We start from the raw sequence: 17,972 nt of genomic DNA, 5'->3' as shown, positions 1-17,972 counted from the left end.
GGGAGGTCTTGGTCGGTCGGCCAGGCTCGCAGGGTGTTTGGGTGGCGGTGCGTTGGGCTGGCAGGAGCAGGAGCAGGAGCCGGTGCAGGAGCCGGTGCAGGTGTAGGAGCCGGTGCACGAGCAGGAGCAGGAGCCGGTGCAGGCAGCACGAGCCGGTGCAGGAGCAGACGTGGGTGCAGGTCGTGATCGGGCCGGGCGCGCGGGCGTGGGTTGGCTGGGGTGCCCGCGGTGTCTGACGCGGGTGTGCGGCCTCCGCCGGGCCGGGGGGTCGACGCCGGAAACTGGGGCGGGAAATGAGCTGGCCGACCTAGTCCGGGGTACGGACTGGTCGGCCTGTGGGGTGAGTGACGGGACTCGAACCCGCGACCACCTGGACCACAACCAGGTGCTCTACCAGCTGAGCTACACCCACCATTGCCGTCCGAACCGCGACGGCTGAGCAATCATAGCGATGAACTGTCAGGACCAGAAATCGAGGGTAGAACCGCAGGTCAGGCGCCGGTCGGGGTGTCCTCGGTCGCGCCGTCTCCGGCGCTGTCTGCGGCGCTGTCCCCGGCTGAGGCCGGGGGACTGTCGGCGGCGGAACCGGACGTGGTCGGGGTGGTGCCGGTGATGAGGCTCGCGGCGGCGCGGGCGGTGGTGGAGTCGGGGCCGGGCTGGGGGACGAAGACGGTCTGACGGTAGTAGCGCAGCTCGTCGATGCTCTCGGTGATGTCGGCGAGGGCGCGGTGGTTGCCGGTCTTCGTCGGGGTGGCGTAGTACACCCGCGGGTACCAGCGCCGGACCAGCTCCTTGATCGAGCTGACGTCGACGTTCCGGTAGTGCAGGTGGGACTCAACGCGGGGCATGTCGCGGACCAGGAACGTCCGGTCGGTGCCGACCGAGTTGCCGGCCAGGGCGGCCTTGCGGGGCTCCTTGACGTACGACGTGATGAAGTCGAGGACCTGTTGCTCGGCCTCGGCGAGCGGGATGCCGTGCTCCAGTTCCTCGAGGAGGCCTGACGCGGTGTGCATGTCGCGGACGAAGTCGCCCATCTGCTCCAGCGCGGCCGGGGGCGGCGCGATCACCAGGTCGATCCCGTCACCGAGTACGTTCAGTTCGTAATCGGTGACCAGGACCGCGACCTCGATCAAAGCGTCCTTCGCCAGATCGAGGCCGGTCATCTCGCAGTCGATCCACACCAGCCGGTCGTTCATGGGCACCCACCTTACGGTGACCGGCCGACAGTACGGCGGCGGCGTGCCTTGTCAGCGCGGCGCGTGACCGACGTGGATGCTGCGGACGGACAGTACGGCGAGGTCGGTCCGCCGTCCGAGGTAGTACGGACTGTCGGGGTCCAGCAGTTGCCGCCAGACCTCCACATCCTCCGGCGACAACCACTCCTCGTCCGCGCCGACGGCCCCCTGCCCATGACCGTGACCTGCACCGCGCCCATGACCATGACCTGAACCGTGACCTGAACCATGACCTGAACCGTGACCCGAACCATGACCTGAACTGTGGCCCGAGCCCTCGTCCCCGGTCAGCCGCGCGATCCGCGTCCGGAAGCTTGCGATCAGCCCATCCTGCCGCTCAGCGGCCAGCGGCGCCGACGCCTCGGTCAGAACACTCCGCGTGGTCACATCTGTCAGTCCGGCGCGGGTGAGCGCGTCGGTCCACCCGTACCGCATCGGCACCGAACCGGGCAGCGATTCCCGCATCACCTTGAACCACCGGTCCTGTGCCAGGTCCAGCCGCAGCTCCAGCCCGGGTTCGCCGATTCCGAGGTCCCACGGCAGGTGCCGCGCCGGCAGGCCGCCCTCCGCGAGCGCCAGCCGGCCACCAGGGGCGAGCAACGAGGCCAGCGCGCCGACCGTGGCCTGCTGATCGGCGGCGTGGTGTACGGATGCGGACGCCCAGATCAGGTCGGCCGGTGCGGCGATTGCCCGCCGCAACGGTTCGGCGCCGTCGTCCATCGAGGCGAGTGCGCACCGGACGCGGCCGGCAGTGTGTTCACGGGCCTGCTCCAGTACGTCGGGATCCGCGTCGACCGCCACCACCGTCGCATCGGGTAGCGCGTCGGCCAGCGCCTTCGCCATACCGCCGCCACCGCAGCCGACGTCGGCGACGACCTGGTCGGTGTCGCGCACCAGACTGCGGGCGACTGTCGCGTTCCAGTCGCTCTCGCCCTCGGCCGCCGCACGCAGTCGGCCGGCTTCCTCGGCCCAATCGATCTCGATCATGCTGACAGTTTCGCGCCGACGGCGGACACAGCCCATGTCATGTTGCCGATCCGGCAAAACGGGCTACCGTGGCGCGCGTGATCGTCACGGACCGATTGACCCTGCTACCGCTGCGGGTCGAACATGCCGAGAAGATGGCCGAGGTGCTGTCCGGCCCGGCGCTCTACACCTTCACCGGCGGCGAGCCGCCGACTGTGGCGGAACTCGAGACGCGTTACCAGCGACAGCTCGCGGGCCCGAACGGTCCGGACGAGCAATGGCTGAACTGGGTGATCCAGTACGACGACGCGCTGGTCGGTTATGTCCAAGCGACGGTGGCCGACGGTACGGCGGAGATCGCCTGGGTGATCGGCAGCGCATGGCAGGGCCGAGGATTCGCGAAAGAGGCCGCGCAGGGACTGGTCACCTGGCTACGCGCCCAATACATCGGACAGATCGTCGCGCACATCCATCCGGAACATGCCGCATCGGCCGCTGTCGCGACCGCGATCGGTCTCGCGCGCACCGACGTACTGATGGACGGCGAGTACCTGTGGAGCACAGCGGGCCCGGTGTGAGCCAGGCCCGCTGCCAAAGCCCGATCAGACCGGGCGGACGTTCTCCGCCTGCAGGCCCTTCGGGCCCTGAGCGATCTCGAACTCGACGCGCTGGTTCTCGTCCAGCGACCGGAATCCCTGAGTCTGGATCGCCGAGTAGTGCACGAACACGTCCGCGCCGCCGTCCTCCTGGGAGATGAAGCCGAAGCCCTTCTCACCGTTGAACCACTTCACTGTTCCCAAAGCCATTTTCTTCTCCTGATACGACAAAACGCCCAGCGGATCACAAATCCGCGGGCGCTTCGACACGAACGTGGAACTGCAACTGCAACGGTTACGACCCTAGCACGCTGGATGAGCTGTCAGCCACTCCTTGTTTCGCCGAGTGTCGTATTCGTCCGGCGTTCCCTCCCAGCTGAGCACGCAGCCGGACGTGCCGCACTCGCAGGCGAACGGGTACGGCGGGAGCTCGGCCAGGCCGATGTCCGCCTGCCAGAGGCGCCCCTGACGGCAGGCGGCGAGGTTCTCGTACCGGCGTTGGTGCCGTAGCTCGTCTCCCGCTCGCAAACGGGGCAGTGCGCCCAACGCAGCCTCCACCGAGCGCGTAACAGCTGACCAGTCCGGCTCGGCAGGTACCTCGATGACAGAGCGTCCACGTTCTGCGGCTTCACGTCGTATGCGCTCAGCGAGTACGACGTCGCGCGCCAGCAGACCGTTCAACGTTGCGCGGCCGGCGGGGTCGTCCACTCGTGACAACCGCTGCTCGCGCGCCCTTCTGGTCTGCTCCGTGTCCGGCACCAACCACACCGCGACCGGAACCGCGTCAGCCATGGACGGGAACAGCTGTGGTCCCTCGACCACCGCAGGTACGTCGCCCAGGTCGCGTGCCCGCACGTCCGCGACCACGAACTCCACGCGGAGCCGGGCGATGTCCGCGAAGACGTCCGCGGCGTGCTCCGGTCCGCGGGCCAACTGCTCCGTCAGCGGCTCCAGCGGCGGTAGGTGCTCCAGGTGCGCGTAGGTCCACAGATCAACCGGGTGCAGCGGGAGATCGAGGCGCCGCGCGAGGTCCCGCGCGATCGTCGATTTCCCTGCACCCGGAGCCCCACCGATCCACACCATCACCGGCCACCCGTCGGCCGCGCCCTGCGTCGACCTGCCGCTGTCCGCAGCCTCAGTCGGACCGTCGTTCGCAATCCTCGCCGGTACGTCGCCGTCCGCAACCATCGCTCCATCGTGCTCCAGCCGCCGGCGCACCGCCACCGCACCGCCGCCGCACTGCCACCGCACGTGCCGGAAATTGGCGAGCGCTTGCCGAGAAGTGTGATCTTGACCGCATTCAGCGTCCAGCCTACTGTATCCCGTATACAAAGCTCCTCCGGCTTTCCGGAAGGCAGGGACCCCTATGAGAGTTGCGATTCTCGGCGCCGGTGCGATCGGTGCGTACGTCGGCGCGGCGCTGCACCGTGGCGGGACCGAGGTCCACCTGGTCGCCCGCGGCGCGCACTTGGACGCGATCCGGTCCAACGGTGTCACCGTGCTCAGCCCGCGCGGCGACTTCACCGCCCGGACCCCGGCCACGGACGACCCGGCCGCGATCGGCCCGGTCGACTACGTCTTTCTCGGCCTCAAGGCGAACTCGTACGCGAGCGCCGGCCCCTTGCTGCATCCGCTGCTGCACGACGGCACGGTCGTCGTCGCGGCGCAGAACGGCATCCCCTGGTGGTACTTCCACGGCCTGAAAGGACCGTACGAAGGCCGCCGGATCGAATCGGTCGACCCCGACGGCGCGGTCACCCGGGTACTCGACCTCGACCGCGCGATCGGCTGTGTCGTGTACTGCTCGACCGAGCTCGCCGGGCCGGGCGTCGTCCAGCATCTCGAAGGCACACGGTTCTCGATCGGTGAGCCCCGCGGCGGTACGTCGGAGCGCTGCGCGGCGTTCAGTACGGCGATGATCGCCGGCGGACTGAAGTGCCCGGTCGAGGACGACATCCGCAAGGACATCTGGATCAAGCTGCTCGGCAACGCGGCGTTCAACCCGATCAGTGCGCTCGCCCGCGCGACGATGGTGGAGATCGCGACGCATCAGGGCACGCGGCAGATGGTCCGGCTGATGATGGAGGAAACGCTCGAGATCGCGGCCGCACTCGGCTGCCATCCGGACATCTCGGTCGACAAGCGGCTCGACGGCGCCGAACGCGTCGGCGAGCACAAGACGTCGATGCTGCAGGACCTCGAGAAGGACAAGCCGCTCGAACTCGACGTCATCCTCGCCGCGGTCGTCGAACTCGCCGACCTGACCGGCGTCAAGGCGCCCACCCTGCGCGCCGTGCACGCGGTCGCCGACTTGCTCGCCAGCAAAGTCGGTGTGTAGTCGGGCGTACTGCACCTCAAACCAGGTGGGTCCGGCCACAGCGACGTCGGACCCACCTGTTCCACCTCTTCCCGACGTCCGGTGACGCGCGCCGAAGCATCCGGCACGGCGGCAGCGCGTTACTGTGTTGACGTCAACACGTCCAGGCACCGGTTCGGACCGGGGAGGTGGGGGATGCCGGCGCAAGGATCTACGGGCCGCCGCAGGCGCGGGCCGTCGATGGCCGATGTGGCGCGGCTGGCCGGAGTGTCCGGGCAAACCGTGTCACGCGTCGCGAACGATCGGGCGAACGTCGACGCCGCCACTCGCGATCGTGTGCGCGCCGCGATGCGCCAGCTCAACTACCGACCGAACAATGCTGCCCGCGCGTTGCGGAACGGCGAGTACCGCAGCATCGGCGTGATCGTGTTCGAGTTACACACTTTCGGTACGACGCGGACGCTCGACGCGATCGCCGGCGCCGCCACCCAGCGCGGGTACGCGATCAACCTGCTCCCGGTGCTGGACGTCACGCAGAGCGCGGTCACGAACGCGTTCACCCGCCTCGACAAGCACGCGGTGGACGGGCTGATCATCCTGATCGAAGCACACCCGCTGGACGAGGCCGGCGTACAGCTCCCGCATGGGTTACCCGTCGTGGTGGTCGACTCGAGTGCGCACTACGACTACCCGATCGTGGACACCGACCAGCAGCAGGGAGCCCGGCTCGCGACCGAGCACCTGCTGGACCTGGGGCACGCGACGGTATGGCATCTCAGCGGCCCGCGTACGTCGTACTCCGCGCAACGGCGACTGCGGTCGTGGGAGGAGACGCTGATCGCGCACGGGCGTGAAGTGCCGCCGGTGTGCGAGGGGGACTGGACGGCGATGTCGGGGTACGAAGCCGGGCTGCAGCTCGCGGCGAACGACCAGGTGACGGCTGTGTTCGCGGCCAACGATCAGATGGCGCTCGGACTGCTCCGCGCGCTGCACGAGCGCGGGCGGGACGTGCCGGGTGAGGTCAGCGTGGTCGGCTTCGACGACATGGAGGAGGCGGCGCACTTCTGGCCGCCACTCACCACCATCCGTCAGAACTTCACCGACGTCGGTCGCCTCTGCGTCGACACCCTGATCCACCACATCCGCGGCAGCCATCCCCCTGAACCGACACCCGTCCCCGCCCAACTCGTCCACCGCCACAGCACCGCCCCCCGCCGCTCCTGACCCCGCTCCCCGCCCCACCGCGACGGGCAACCCTACATTTGGACGGGCAGCCCTCCACTTGAACCGGCAACCCTCCACCTTGGGGGTTGCCCCTTGAAGTGGAGGGTTGCCTGGTCGTATTTCGAGTGGGCAACCCTCCAGCTCAGGGGGCAACCCATGACTTCGCCGTACAACCCTCCACTTCTGGGGTTGCCCCCTGAAGTGGAGGGTTGCGTGGCCGTATTTTCAGTGGGCAACCCTCCAGTTCGGGCGTTAACCACTCAACTGGAGGGTTGTCGCACGGGCCGGATGGTCGCGCCGGGCGGGCGGCGCCCGGCTTGGCCTGCCCGGCGCCGAGTTTGGGGGTATTGCAGCGGGCCGAGGCTGGTGTTGGGTTGCGCGGGTGGCGCGCCTGGGGTGGGGTGTCAGGCGGGGGTGGGGGTGAGGATGGTGCGGAGGAGGGCGGCGGTTTCGGTGGGGGTTTTGCCTACTCGGACGCCGGCGGCCTCGAGGGCCTCCTGCTTCGCGGCCGCCGTACCGGACGAACCGGACACGATCGCGCCCGCGTGACCCATCGTCTTGCCCTCCGGCGCGGTGAACCCGGCGACGTACCCGACGACCGGCTTGGTCACGTTCTCCTTGATGAACGCGGCCGCCCGCTCCTCGGCGTCACCCCCGATCTCACCGATCATCACGATCGCGTCGGTGTCCGGGTCGTCCTGGAACGCCTGCAGCGCATCGATGTGCGTGGTCCCGATGATCGGGTCACCGCCGATCCCGATCGCGGTCGAGAACCCGAAGTCCCGCAGCTCGTACATCATCTGGTACGTCAGCGTGCCCGACTTCGACACCAGCCCGAGCCGCCCGGGACCGGCGATGTCGGCGGGGATGATGCCGGCGTTGGCGCGCCCGGGGCTGATGATGCCGGGGCAGTTCGGCCCAATGACGCGGGTGCCCTGCGCCTGGGCGTAGGCGAAGAAGGCCGCGGTGTCGTGCACCGGTACACCCTCGGTGATCACCACCACCAGCGGGATCCCGGCGTCGACGGCCTCGATCACCGCGTCGCGGGTGAACCGCGGCGGGACGAAGACCACCGACACGTCGGCGTCGGCCGCCTTCACCGCGTTGGCGCACGAGGAGTACACCGGGATCGACCGTCGCGCGAAGTCGACCGACTGTCCGCCTTTGCCGGGGGTCACGCCGCCGACCACATTGGTGCCGGCGGCAAGCATCCGGCTGGTGTGCTTCTGTCCCTCGGATCCGGTCATGCCTTGCACGACGACCCGGCTCTTCTCGGTCAGGAAGATCGCCATCTCAACAGTCCCTTCTACGCAGCGGCAAGTTCGGCGGCCCGGGCGGCGGCGCCGTCCATCGTGTCGACCACGGTGACGACCGGGTGGTTCGCCCGGGCGAGGATCCGGCGGCCCTCGTCGACGTTGTTGCCGTCGAGCCGGACGACGAGCGGCTTGTCGGCCTGCTTCCCCAGCAGTTCGAGCGCCTGGACGATGCCGTTCGAGACGGCGTCGCAGGCGGTGATCCCGCCGAAGACGTTCACGAACACGCTGCGGACCTGCGGGTCGGACAGGATGATCCCGAGCCCGTTCGCCATCACCTCGGCCGACGCGCCGCCGCCGATGTCGAGGAAGTTGGCCGGCTTCACGCCGTACGCCGAACCCGCGTACGCGACCACGTCCAGCGTCGACATGACCAGGCCCGCGCCGTTGCCGATGATGCCGACCGAGCCGTCGAGCTTCACGTAGTTCAGGCCTTTCGCATGCGCCTCGGCCTCGAGCGGATCGGCCGCCGCGACGTCGGCCAAGCCGGCGTGGTCCGGGTGCCGGTACGCCGCGTTCTCGTCGAGTGTGACCTTGCCGTCGAGCGCTTCGAGCGATCCGTCGCCGAGCTTCACCAGGGGATTCACCTCGACCAGCGAGGCGTCCTCGGCGACGAACACGTCCCACAACCGCCGTACGACGTCGACCGCCTCGGCAGGGAATCCGGCCGCAGTGACGATCTGCGTGGCCTTCGCGTCGTCGACGCCGACGCCCGGGTCGATCGGCACCTTCGCGATCGCGTCGGGGTTCGTGTGGGCGACCTCTTCGATCTCCACGCCGCCCTCGGTGCTCGCGATACAGAGGTACTCGCGGTTCGCGCGGTCGACCAGGAACGACAGGTAGTACTCCTCGGCGATGTCCGCGGCGGGCGCGAGCAGGACCCGGCGGACCGTGTGGCCCTTGATGTCCATCCCGAGGATCTCGCTCGCGCGGGCGGTCGCCTCCTCGGGGGTGGCGGCCAGCTTGACTCCGCCGGCCTTGCCGCGGCCGCCGGTCTTCACCTGCGCCTTCACCACCACCCGCCCGCCGAGTTCGCGGGCGGCGTCGGCTGCATCGGCCGGGTCCTGGATCACCCGGCCGAGCGTCACCGGAACGCCGTGCCGGGCGAACAGTTCCTTCGCTTGGTACTCCATGAGGTCCACGTCGCCTCCTAAAAGTGTGGTGACGACTGTATGCGGTATGCAATCTGCTCACAAGAGTGACACTCCAGATCTGGACAGCTCCGGCGCGGAGGAGTACCACAGACTTCATACGGTATGCAGTAGTCAGGCGAGTGTTCACCAGCTCAGGGAGGCTGCCATGAACCATGCGATGCCTGCGCCGCAGGATGTCCGGGACGTCTACGGGCGGCGGTACCGGATCGGCGAGGATGCGCGCGAACTGACCGGCCACTCGCGCGGCTGGCAGCTCTGGGCTGCCTGGGCGTGCATGGTCGCGATCAGTCCGCTGCAGTACTCGTTCGGTACGGCGGCGCTCGGTCTGTCGGCGGATCGCGGCTGGAGTACCGCGGCGACCCTGTGGTTGCTCGCGGTCTTCGTCGCCGCTCAGGCGCTGGTCGCCGTACCGGCCGCCTGGGTGCATCGGGTACGACGAGCCACGCCGACACAGCTGGTCGTCACCGGCGGCGTGCTGTCGGCGATCGGTCTACTCGCCCTTGGCCACCTCGACAGCTACGCGGCCGTCGTCGTGGGCTACTCACTCCTCGGTGGCACCGGCGCCGGTCTCGTGTACGCCGCGTGCATCACGACGTCGGCCCGCTGGTTCCCGGACCGGCGGACGGCGACGATCGGGTTCGTCACCGGCGGGTTCGCCGTCGGCGCCGTACCGAGCATCTTCCTACTGACCCAACTGAGTCACACCCTGGTGTTCGACCTGACCGCTCTGGCGGCGGTGCTGGTCGTCCTCGTCGCCGGCGGCCTGCTGAAGGATCCGCCGCGCTACTGGTGGCCCGCGGAGATCGACGCGCAGGTCTGGGCGATCGACCGGAAACTCAATCGCAGCATTCCGCACAACGCACCCGCCGTACGGCACTACCGTCCTGGTGAGGCGATGCGAACCGGCGCGCTCCCACTGATGTGGTTGCTGCTGGCAATCAGTGCGGCGCTGTCGCTGCTCGGCATCGGGTTCGTCGTCGGGTACGGCGTGGACTCGGGCTTCGGTACGGCGGTGGCGGCCGCAGCGGCCGGAATGCTTGCCGCGGTCAACGGTCTGGGTCGTTCCGTGGCCGGTGACCTGTCGGACCGGTTCGGGCGGCGGCGGGTCCTGGCCGCGGTGCTGATGATCGAAGGATTCGCCCACATCGGGCTGGTCGCGGCCGGTACGGGCTGGGCATTCGTCGTGTGTGCGATGTTCGCGGGGCTCGGCGGCGGCGCGTTCTACGCGATCATGGCCAACCTCGTCCTCGAGTTCTTCGGCGAGAACAGCCTGCTGCAGAACCAGGCTGTCCTGTACTCCGCGAAGGCGGTCGGCGGTCTCGTCGGCATCGGCGCCGCCGCCTCGCTCATCGCAGCTGTCGGTTACCGGCCGTTGTTCCTCGGCGCGGGGCTGCTCGGCGTACTGACCGCACTGAGCGTGCGCCTGCTCAAACAGCCTGGACGACCGGCGCTCCCGGTCAGGCCCCAGCTCGGTACGCCGGTGGCCGGCGAATGAGGGGCTACGGCAAGGTCGCACGGCCGGATCCGTGCGTGATGGAACTGGTGTCCCGGCTTGCGCGAGAGCCGTGGACGGACCGCCCGGAGTGCGTGCACCCGGTGCTGAGCGCAGTGGCGCGCGCCGTGCACGACCACAGCACTTCAGAAGGCCGGCATGCCCTGTTGCCGCTGGCGCCGCGGTTCATCGACACGAGTTGTGTCGGCTTCGAGTCGTCTGCCCGCCTGGTCGCGCTGTGCGCATCCACAGCCTTGGCAGGCAGCGAGCTGACCGGTGACGAGCGGCGGAGACTGGCCGCAGCGCATCAGACCGCGCTGCATCTGCTCGGAACGCAGCAGAGTCCCGGGGGAGCGGCGCGCTGGTGGCTCAAGCTGCCGGTCACCTGGAGTGAGCCGTTCTACCGGACGTTCGTCGCCACCGAACAGGCCGCGGAAGCAGTCGCGGTCACCGCTCGTACCGCGAACGGTGACCGCGACGTCCGGCTGCGCAGCCTGCTCAAACTCTGCTTGCGATCTCAGGGTGCTGTCCGCCCGAGTCCTTCGTGCTCGACGCCGGCCCAGAAGTCGTGGTCGTAGTCGCCGTCGGGGATCACCACGAGGTCGGTACGGCGTGGCGCGCGGACCTGTTGCTCGAGGCGGTACAGGTCCGCGCGGCAGCGCTCCAGATCGTCGAGCAGGCGCAGTACGTCGAGATGCGAGCCGAGCCGATTCCTCAACGCCACAAGGGATTTCTCCAGCGCGAGCAAAGCAGCGCGGGTGCGATCGAGTTCGTCGGAAATCGTCATCACAGCCTCCTGGGTGCGAACTCTGGACAACCACCGCGGCGTGGGATAAGACTACGACTACACCATACGGTATGCAATCTACATCACGCCGATTTCACGGCCCTTCCGAGGAGTTGACTGCAGATGGCGCAGACAGTGTCGGAGACCCAACCCGCAGCAGTGGTCAAGGAGCCCGAGACCATCTCCGGAGGTCATCTCGTCGCGAAGGCCCTGAAGGCCGAGGGCATCGACGTGATCTTCACGCTCTGCGGCGGTCACATCATCGACATCTACGACGGCTGCGTGGACGAAGGCATCGCGGTCGTCGACGTCCGGCACGAGCAGGTCGCGGCGCACGCGGCCGACGGGTACGCACGGGTCACCGGCAAGCCCGGCTGCGCGGTCGTCACCGCCGGCCCCGGCACCACCGACGCCGTCACCGGCGTCGCGAACGCCTTCCGCGCCGAGAGCCCGATGCTGCTGATCGGGGGCCAGGGTGCGCTGAACCAGCACAAGATGGGGTCCCTGCAGGACCTGCCGCACGTCGACATGATGACGCCGATCACGAAGTTCGCGGCGACCGTGCCGCACACCGCGCGGGCTGCGGACATGGTCTCGATGGCGTTCCGCGAGTGCTACAACGGTGCACCCGGCCCGTCGTTCCTGGAGATCCCCCGGGACATCCTGGACAGCTCGGTTCCGGTCGACTCCGCGACCGTTCCCGAGGCCGGCCACTACCGGGCGTCGACCAAGAGCATCGGTGACCCGGCCAACATCGAGGCGCTCGCGGACCTGCTGGTCCGGGCCGAGAAGCCGGTCGTGCTGCTCGGCAGCCAGGTCTGGACCTCGCGCGGCAGCGAGGCCGCGACCGACTTCGTCCGTACTCTCGACATTCCCGCGTTCATGAACGGATCCGCCCGCGGCACGCTGCCGCCCGGCGACCCGCACCACTTCCACCTGTCCCGCCGGTACGGCTTCAACAACGCCGACCTGATCCTGATCGTCGGTACGCCGTTCGACTTCCGGATGGGGTACGGTCGCCGGCTGCCGAAGTCGGCGACCGTGGTCCAGATCGACCTGGACTACCGCACCGTCGGCAAGAACCGCGACATCGACCTCGGCCTGGTCGGCGACCCGGGCGCGATCCTGGCCGCCGTGACCCAGGCCGCGTCGGGCCGGATCCAGAAGACCGACCGCAAGGCGTGGTTCGCGGAGCTGCGGGCCGAGGAGGACGCCGCATACCAGAAGCGGCTGCCGCGACAGCTGTCCGACGCGAACCCGATCCACCCGCTCCGACTGGCGCACGAGATCAACGAGTTCCTCACCGAGGACTCGATCTACATCGGCGACGGCGGCGACATCGTGACGTTCTCCGGCGGCGTGGTGCAGCCGAAGTCGCCCGGCCACTGGATGGACCCGGGGCCGCTCGGCACGCTCGGTGTCGGCATTCCGTTCGTGCTCGCGGCGAAGTACGCGCGGCCGGACAAGGAAGTGGTCGCGCTGTTCGGCGACGGAGCGTTCTCGCTGACCGGCTGGGACTTCGAGACGCTGGTGCGCTACAACCTCCCGTTCGTCGGGGTGGTCGGCAACAACTCCTCGATGAACCAGATTCGCTACGGCCAGGAAGCGAAGTACGGCAAGGACCGCGGCCGGGTCGGTAACACGCTCGGCGACGTCAAGTACGACGAGTTCGCGCGGATGCTCGGCGGCTACGGCGAGGAGGTCCGCGACCCAGCCGACATCGGGCCGGCGCTGCTGCGGGCCCGCGAGTCCGGGCTGCCGTCGCTGATCAACGTCTGGGTCGACCCGGACGCGTATGCCCCCGGAACCATGAACCAGACCATGTACAAGTAAGGGGACCCGTCATGAACGAGCGAAGCGAGTTCATCATTCAATGCAGCGCAACTTGTGCCTCAGCCGCGCACGGAGCGAAGCGAGTACGTGGATGAGTTCGGCCCTCGAAGGTGTCCGTGTTCTCGACATGACGCATGTGCAGTCCGGACCGTCCTGCACCCAGATTCTCGCCTGGCTCGGCGCCGACGTGATCAAGCTCGAGGCGCCGACCGGTGACATCACCCGCCAGCAGCTGCGCGACCTGCCGGACGCCGACAGCCTGTACTTCACGATGCTGAACTGCAACAAGCGCAGCATCACGCTGAATATGAAGTCCGACCGCGGCAAGGAGATCTTCGTCGACCTGGTGAAGAACTCCGACGTCCTGGTGGAGAACTTCGCGCCCGGTGCGATCGACCGGATGGGGTTCACCTGGGAGCGGCTCCAGGAGATCAACCCCGGCCTGATCTTCGCCTCGATCAAGGGCTTCGGCCCCGGGCGGTACGAGAACTTCAAGGCGTACGAGGTGGTCGCCCAGGCGATGGGCGGCGCGATGAGTACGACGGGGTTCGAGGAAGGGCCGCCCACCGCCACCGGTGCGCAGATCGGTGACTCGGGCACCGGGATCCACTTGGTGGCCGGCATCCTCGCCGCACTCTTCCACCGCACCCGCACCGGCAAGGGCCAGCGGGTCTCCGTGGCGATGCAGGAAGCCGTGCTCAACCTGACCCGGGTGAAGTTGCGGGATCAGCAGCGACTCGCCCACGGACCGCTCCGCGAGTACCCGAACGACAACTTCGGCGACGCGGTGCCGCGGTCCGGGAACGCCTCCGGCGGCGGTCAGCCGGGCTGGGCGCTGCGGTGCGCGCCCGGCGGCCCGAACGACTACATCTACGTGATCGTCCAGCCGCCCGGCTGGGCGCCGATCGCGAACCTGATCGGCAAGCCCGAGCTGGCCGAGGACCCGGACTGGGCGACGCCGGCCGCGCGGCTGGACAAGCTCGACAAGATGTTCGCGCTGATCGAGCAGTGGACCGAGCAGCACACCAAGTTCGAGGTGATGGACAAGCTCAACGCGCTGAACGTGCCGTGCGGGCCGATCATGTCGACGCGGGAGCTGATCGAGGACGAGACGCTCGCCGAGCTCGGCGCGGTGGTCGAGGTCGAGCACCCGCAGCGCGGCACCTTCAAGACCGTCGGCTGCCCGATCAAACTGTCCGACTCCCCGGTGGAGGTGCGGACTTCACCCGGGCTCGGCGAACACAACTCCGACATCTACGGCTCGCTCGGGATCTCCGCGAGCGAACTCGAGGATCTCAAGACCGCCGGCGTGATCTGACTCTCGCGAAATGGAGTGCATCCGCATGACTTATGACAAGGCAGCAGTCCGGACCATCCTCGACCAGGCTCTGGCGGACGGCCGCACTTCGCTGAGCGCGCCGGAGGCGAAGCTGGTCGCCGACGCGTACGGCATCCCGACGCCGGGCGAGGGGTTGGCCACGACTGCCGACGGCGCCGCCGCGCTGGCCGCCGAGATCGGCTTTCCGGTGGTGCTGAAGATCGTCTCGCCGGACATCCTGCACAAGACCGATGCCGGTGGCGTCGTGGTCGGCGTCGACAGTCCCGACGCCGCGCGGGATGCCTTCGACAAGATCCTCGCGAACGCCCGGTCGTACCGGGCCGACGCCGAGATCACCGGCGTCCAGGTCCAGAAGATGCTGGTCACCGGCGGTGACGTGCAGGAGGTCATCGTCGGTGCGGTCACCGACCCGACGTTCGGCAAGGTGGTCGCGTTCGGTCTCGGCGGCGTCCTGGTGGAGGTGCTCAAGGACGTCACGTTCCGGCTCGCTCCGCTCGGCGCCGACGAGGCGCGGGCGATGATCGACGGGATCGGCGCGCACGAGATGCTCGACGGCGTGCGCGGCGCGAAGCCGGTGGACAAGGATGCGCTGGGTGACCTGGTCCGGCGGCTGTCGGACCTGGTCACGGACTTCCCGCAGTTCGCCGAGGTCGACCTGAACCCGGTGCTGGCCGGTCCGGACGGCGCCACCGCGGTCGACGTGCGAATCATCGTCGACGCCGAGGCCGGCGCGCCGGTCGAGCGGTACAGCGAGGACGAGATCCGGACCGCGATGAACCGGATCATGAAACCGCGCGCGGTGGCCGTGATCGGGGCGTCCAACGAGGACGGCAAGATCGGCAACTCGGTGATGAAGAACCTGGTCAACGGCGGGTACGCCGGTGACATCTACCCGATCAACCCCAAGGGCGGGCAGGTGCTCGGGCGGACGGCGTACGCGTCGATCCTGGACGTCCCGGGCGACGTCGACGTCGCGGTGTTCGCGGTCCCGGCCAAGTTCGTCGGCGGCGCGCTCGAGCAGTGCGGGCAGAAGGGGGTCGCGGGCGCGATCCTGATCCCGTCGGGCTTCGCCGAGACCGGTGAGCAGGAGTTGCAGGACGAGGTCGTTGCGATCGCCCGTAAACACAACGTCCGCATTCTGGGACCGAACATCTACGGCTACTACTACCTGCCGGAGAGCCTGTGCGCGACGTTCTGCACGCCGTACGACGTGCGCGGCTCGGTGGCACTGTCGTCGCAGTCCGGCGGGATCGGAATGGCGATCCTCGGGTTCAGCCGGTCCAGCCGGATGGGAGTTTCCGCGATCGTTGGAGTAGGCAACAAGGCCGACATCGACGAGGATGACCTCCTGACGTTCTTCGAGCACGACGACAACACCAACCTGATCGCCATGCATCTTGAGGACCTGAAGGACGGCCGGGCGTTCGCCGAGACGGCGGCCCGGGTGTCCAAGAAGAAGCCGGTCGTAGTGCTGAAGGCCGGGCGTACCTCTCTGGGTGCACGGGCGGCCAGCTCGCACACGGGTGCCCTGGCCGGCAACGACAAGGTGTACGACGACATCCTGCGGCAGAGCGGCGTGGTCCGCGCGCCCGGGCTGAACGAGATGCTGCAGTACGCCCGCGGCATCCCGCTGCTGCCGACGCCGAAGGGTGAGAACGTCGTGATCATCACCGGCGCGGGTGGCTCCGGCGTGCTGTTGTCGGACGCCTGCGTGGACGCCGGGTTGACGCTGATGGACATCCCGGCGGATCTGGACGCGGCGTTCCGGACCTTCATCCCGCCGTTCGGGGCGGCCGGCAACCCGGTCGACATCACCGGCGGTGAGCCGCCGTCGACGTACCGCAACACGATCGCGCTGGGGCTGTCAGACGACCGGATCCACGCGCTGATCCTCGGGTACTGGCACACGATCGTGACACCGCCGATGGTGTTCGCGAAACTGGTCGCCGACGTCGTCGAGGAGTTCCGGGCCAAGGGCATCGACAAGCCCGTGGTCGCCTCGCTGTCCGGCGACGTCGAGGTCGAAGAGGCGTCGCAGTACCTGTTCGACCACGGTGTGGTCGCGTACCCGTACACCACCGAGACCCCCGTCCAGGTGCTCGGTGCCAAGTACCGCTGGGCCCGCAACGCGGGTCCGCTGGGTTGATTGGAGGCAGCAGTACACGGGGACATCCGCTAGCTGGCGTCGATCTAAGGAGTCCGCCTTGGACGTCACGAGCAAGACCTCAGAAGTACCTGAAGAGCCGGCCGCGGCGGCCGCGACCTCCGCGGCCACCGAGAAGGTCTGGAAGGCCGGCCGGCTCGAACCGATGCCGATCCGGAAACTTCCGGACGCACCGCCCTCGCTGCACATCCTCGGCCCGACCGTGTTCCTGGTCGCGCTCGGGGTGGGCATGGGGGAGTCCTACATGTGGCCCCGGCTCGTCCTGGTGTTCGGGCCGGACATCCGCTGGTTGTTCATGGTCGGTGTCACGCTGCAGGCGTTCGTGCTGCTGGAGATGGCACGGTACGCGATGGCCACCGGGGAGAGCATCTTCTTCGGCGCGGCCCGGATCTTCAAACCGCTGATGTGGTTCTTCTACGCGGCGGCGATCCTGATCTACATGTGGCCGGGCCATCTGTCCGCCGGCGCGGCCGCGTTCGAGGAAGTCACCGGCATCCCCTGGCAGGTCACCGCGTGCGTGGCTCTGGTGTTCGTCGGTGTGCTGTTCAGCATGCTGTCGGTGATCTACAACTTCCTGGAGAAACTACTCGGTCTGCTGATCGGGTTGCTGGTCGTCGGTACGTCGGTGATCGCGGCGATGGTCGGCAGCTGGGACGATCTGGGCCGGACGCTGTCCGGGATGTTCGCGGTCGGGTTCTTCCCGGACGAGGCGATGACCTCGGCCTGGTTCCCGGTCGTGGTCGGGTCGATCGCGTTCGCGGGGCCGTCCGGGATGCAGCAGATGTGGTACACGCTGCAGCTGCGCGACAGCGGCGCCGGCATGGGTGCGCACATCCCGAAGATCCGCGGACTGCGGGCCGCGGGCGAGGCGGAGTCGATGCCGTCGCGCGGGTTCATGTTCGACACCGAAGACCCGGCGGAACTGGCCAAGTGGAAGGGCTGGCGCAAGTGGGTCACGTTCGACGCGCTGCTGCTCTTCTGGGGTATCACGATGCTGGTCACGATCTCGTTCACCGTGCTGGCCATGTCGGCGGCCCGGACGAACCCGAACGTGGCGTCGCTGATCGAGGGCGGTGACCGGGAGGCGGCGCTGAAGGCGATGTCGGACGCGTTCGCGTCGGCCGGCTCGCCGATTCTCGGGACGTTGTTCTTCGCCTTCATCGCGCTGATCGGGCTGAACGCGACCCTCGGTCTGTTCGACTCGTTCTCCCGCGGTCAGGCCGACATGACGTATTACTTCGTCCCGGGGGCCAAGCGGTTCTCGATGTCGCGGCTGTATGCCGGGTTCCTGTGGGGCGTGATCCTGTTCGGCATCCTGATCCTGCTGTTCGGTCCGGCCGACGGTCCGGCCGGGATCCTGGACACGTTGGCGTTCCTGTCCACGTTCGCGATGGGTGCGTACTGCATCGTGCTGCTGCTCACCAACAACCTGCTGCTGCCGAAACCGATCCGGCCGGGACCGGTGCGGAACCTGATCATCGGGTTCGGAGCGGTGTTCTACCTCGGCATGCTGTTCTACTGCCTGTTCCGCTTCGGCGTGGCTGTGGGCTGA

At 68.4% G+C, this 17,972-nt stretch carries 16 protein-coding genes and 1 tRNA gene; 9 read left to right on the top strand and 8 right to left on the bottom strand.

Annotated elements, in window-relative coordinates:
* Nucleotides 1-336: 336 nt before the first annotated feature.
* The 3 genes from AB0B82_RS02025 to AB0B82_RS02015 form a co-directional block, all read right to left on the bottom strand.
* Nucleotides 337-412, bottom strand: a tRNA-His gene (locus AB0B82_RS02025).
* A 79-nt stretch (nucleotides 413-491) separates the two neighbouring features.
* Nucleotides 492-1,196 (bottom strand): oligoribonuclease, encoded by a 705-nt coding sequence (gene orn, locus AB0B82_RS02020; RefSeq protein ID WP_360161439.1) that lies wholly within the window; start codon nucleotides 1,194-1,196, stop codon nucleotides 492-494.
* Nucleotides 1,197-1,247: 51 nt separating this feature from the next.
* Nucleotides 1,248-2,222 (bottom strand): class I SAM-dependent methyltransferase, encoded by a 975-nt coding sequence (locus AB0B82_RS02015; protein WP_360161437.1) that lies wholly within the window; start codon nucleotides 2,220-2,222, stop codon nucleotides 1,248-1,250.
* Between the two features lie 77 nt (nucleotides 2,223-2,299).
* Between AB0B82_RS02015 and AB0B82_RS02010 the strand changes: the two genes are divergently transcribed.
* Nucleotides 2,300-2,779 carry a GNAT family N-acetyltransferase gene (locus tag AB0B82_RS02010; protein ID WP_360161435.1) on the top strand — a complete coding sequence of 160 codons (480 nt, stop codon included), beginning with the start codon at nucleotides 2,300-2,302 and terminating at the stop codon, nucleotides 2,777-2,779.
* Nucleotides 2,780-2,803: 24 nt separating this feature from the next.
* On the opposite strand, the gene AB0B82_RS02005 is transcribed toward AB0B82_RS02010, so the two are convergent.
* Nucleotides 2,804-3,007, bottom strand: coding sequence for a cold-shock protein (locus tag AB0B82_RS02005; RefSeq protein WP_130381366.1), 204 nt, complete (start codon nucleotides 3,005-3,007; stop codon nucleotides 2,804-2,806).
* A 93-nt stretch (nucleotides 3,008-3,100) separates the two neighbouring features.
* Entirely contained in the window at nucleotides 3,101-3,985 is an 885-nt protein-coding gene (locus AB0B82_RS02000) for a hypothetical protein (RefSeq protein WP_360161433.1), read from the bottom strand.
* A gap of 178 nt (nucleotides 3,986-4,163) precedes the next feature.
* Here AB0B82_RS02000 and AB0B82_RS01995 point away from each other — a divergent pair, with 178 nt between their 5' ends.
* Complete coding sequence (locus AB0B82_RS01995) at nucleotides 4,164-5,135, top strand: 2-dehydropantoate 2-reductase (protein WP_360161431.1); 972 nt, start codon at nucleotides 4,164-4,166, stop codon at nucleotides 5,133-5,135.
* Nucleotides 5,136-5,354: 219 nt separating this feature from the next.
* Complete coding sequence (locus AB0B82_RS01990) at nucleotides 5,355-6,338, top strand: LacI family DNA-binding transcriptional regulator (RefSeq protein WP_360161429.1); 984 nt, start codon at nucleotides 5,355-5,357, stop codon at nucleotides 6,336-6,338.
* Nucleotides 6,339-6,742: 404 nt separating this feature from the next.
* On the opposite strand, the gene sucD is transcribed toward AB0B82_RS01990, so the two are convergent.
* Nucleotides 6,743-7,630: a succinate--CoA ligase subunit alpha gene (gene sucD / locus AB0B82_RS01985; RefSeq protein ID WP_360161427.1), complete on the bottom strand. Its 888-nt coding sequence runs from the start codon at nucleotides 7,628-7,630 to the stop codon at nucleotides 6,743-6,745.
* A 14-nt stretch (nucleotides 7,631-7,644) separates the two neighbouring features.
* The gene (gene sucC / locus AB0B82_RS01980; RefSeq protein WP_360161425.1) at nucleotides 7,645-8,793 is read right to left on the bottom strand and encodes an ADP-forming succinate--CoA ligase subunit beta; all 1,149 of its coding nucleotides are present in this window, start codon (nucleotides 8,791-8,793) and stop codon (nucleotides 7,645-7,647) included.
* A 157-nt stretch (nucleotides 8,794-8,950) separates the two neighbouring features.
* Between sucC and AB0B82_RS01975 the strand changes: the two genes are divergently transcribed.
* Together AB0B82_RS01975 and AB0B82_RS01970 are read left to right on the top strand one after the other, a co-directional pair.
* Nucleotides 8,951-10,300 carry an MFS transporter gene (locus tag AB0B82_RS01975; RefSeq protein WP_360161423.1) on the top strand — a complete coding sequence of 450 codons (1,350 nt, stop codon included), beginning with the start codon at nucleotides 8,951-8,953 and terminating at the stop codon, nucleotides 10,298-10,300.
* Between the two features lie 35 nt (nucleotides 10,301-10,335).
* Nucleotides 10,336-10,875 carry a hypothetical protein gene (locus tag AB0B82_RS01970; protein ID WP_360161421.1) on the top strand — a complete coding sequence of 180 codons (540 nt, stop codon included), beginning with the start codon at nucleotides 10,336-10,338 and terminating at the stop codon, nucleotides 10,873-10,875.
* Here AB0B82_RS01970 and AB0B82_RS01965 read toward each other — a convergent pair.
* A complete protein-coding gene (locus AB0B82_RS01965; protein ID WP_360161419.1) occupies nucleotides 10,815-11,084 on the bottom strand; it encodes a hypothetical protein in 270 nt (89 codons plus the stop codon). The two genes, AB0B82_RS01970 and AB0B82_RS01965, sit on opposite strands and share 61 nt — an antisense overlap.
* A gap of 123 nt (nucleotides 11,085-11,207) precedes the next feature.
* On the opposite strand from AB0B82_RS01965, the gene AB0B82_RS01960 reads away from it, so the two are divergent.
* The 4 genes from AB0B82_RS01960 (at nucleotide 11,208) to AB0B82_RS01945 (ending at nucleotide 17,972) form a co-directional block, all read left to right on the top strand.
* Nucleotides 11,208-12,917 carry a thiamine pyrophosphate-binding protein gene (locus AB0B82_RS01960; protein ID WP_360161417.1) on the top strand — a complete coding sequence of 570 codons (1,710 nt, stop codon included), beginning with the start codon at nucleotides 11,208-11,210 and terminating at the stop codon, nucleotides 12,915-12,917.
* A 91-nt stretch (nucleotides 12,918-13,008) separates the two neighbouring features.
* Complete coding sequence (gene frc / locus AB0B82_RS01955) at nucleotides 13,009-14,235, top strand: formyl-CoA transferase (RefSeq protein WP_360161415.1); 1,227 nt, start codon at nucleotides 13,009-13,011, stop codon at nucleotides 14,233-14,235.
* Between the two features lie 25 nt (nucleotides 14,236-14,260).
* Nucleotides 14,261-16,402 carry an acetate--CoA ligase family protein gene (locus tag AB0B82_RS01950; RefSeq protein WP_360161413.1) on the top strand — a complete coding sequence of 714 codons (2,142 nt, stop codon included), beginning with the start codon at nucleotides 14,261-14,263 and terminating at the stop codon, nucleotides 16,400-16,402.
* A gap of 58 nt (nucleotides 16,403-16,460) precedes the next feature.
* A complete protein-coding gene (locus AB0B82_RS01945) occupies nucleotides 16,461-17,972 on the top strand; it encodes an Nramp family divalent metal transporter (RefSeq protein ID WP_360161411.1) in 1,512 nt (503 codons plus the stop codon).

This window comes from Kribbella sp. NPDC048915, from assembly GCF_040649595.1.
In the GTDB taxonomy this organism is placed as follows: Bacteria; Actinomycetota; Actinomycetes; order Propionibacteriales; family Kribbellaceae; genus Kribbella.
This window is presented reverse-complemented; position numbering and strand designations above follow the sequence as displayed.

Excerpts from the sequence above, each read along its gene's own strand:
- AB0B82_RS01965 (WP_360161419.1), bottom strand. The coding sequence starts at position 11,084 with ATGACGATTTCCGACGAACTCGATCGCACCCGCGCTGCTTTGCTCGCG.
- AB0B82_RS01950 (WP_360161413.1), top strand. The coding sequence starts at position 14,261 with ATGACTTATGACAAGGCAGCAGTCCGGACCATCCTCGACCAGGCTCTG.
- AB0B82_RS02015 (WP_360161437.1), bottom strand. The coding sequence starts at position 2,222 with ATGATCGAGATCGATTGGGCCGAGGAAGCCGGCCGACTGCGTGCGGCG.
- frc (WP_360161415.1), top strand. The coding sequence starts at position 13,009 with ATGAGTTCGGCCCTCGAAGGTGTCCGTGTTCTCGACATGACGCATGTG.
- AB0B82_RS02005 (WP_130381366.1), bottom strand. The coding sequence starts at position 3,007 with ATGGCTTTGGGAACAGTGAAGTGGTTCAACGGTGAGAAGGGCTTCGGC.
- AB0B82_RS02000 (WP_360161433.1), bottom strand. The coding sequence starts at position 3,985 with ATGGTTGCGGACGGCGACGTACCGGCGAGGATTGCGAACGACGGTCCG.
- AB0B82_RS01995 (WP_360161431.1), top strand. The coding sequence starts at position 4,164 with ATGAGAGTTGCGATTCTCGGCGCCGGTGCGATCGGTGCGTACGTCGGC.
- sucD (WP_360161427.1), bottom strand. The coding sequence starts at position 7,630 with ATGGCGATCTTCCTGACCGAGAAGAGCCGGGTCGTCGTGCAAGGCATG.
- orn (WP_360161439.1), bottom strand. The coding sequence starts at position 1,196 with ATGAACGACCGGCTGGTGTGGATCGACTGCGAGATGACCGGCCTCGAT.
- AB0B82_RS01960 (WP_360161417.1), top strand. The coding sequence starts at position 11,208 with ATGGCGCAGACAGTGTCGGAGACCCAACCCGCAGCAGTGGTCAAGGAG.
- AB0B82_RS01990 (WP_360161429.1), top strand. The coding sequence starts at position 5,355 with ATGGCCGATGTGGCGCGGCTGGCCGGAGTGTCCGGGCAAACCGTGTCA.
- AB0B82_RS01975 (WP_360161423.1), top strand. The coding sequence starts at position 8,951 with ATGAACCATGCGATGCCTGCGCCGCAGGATGTCCGGGACGTCTACGGG.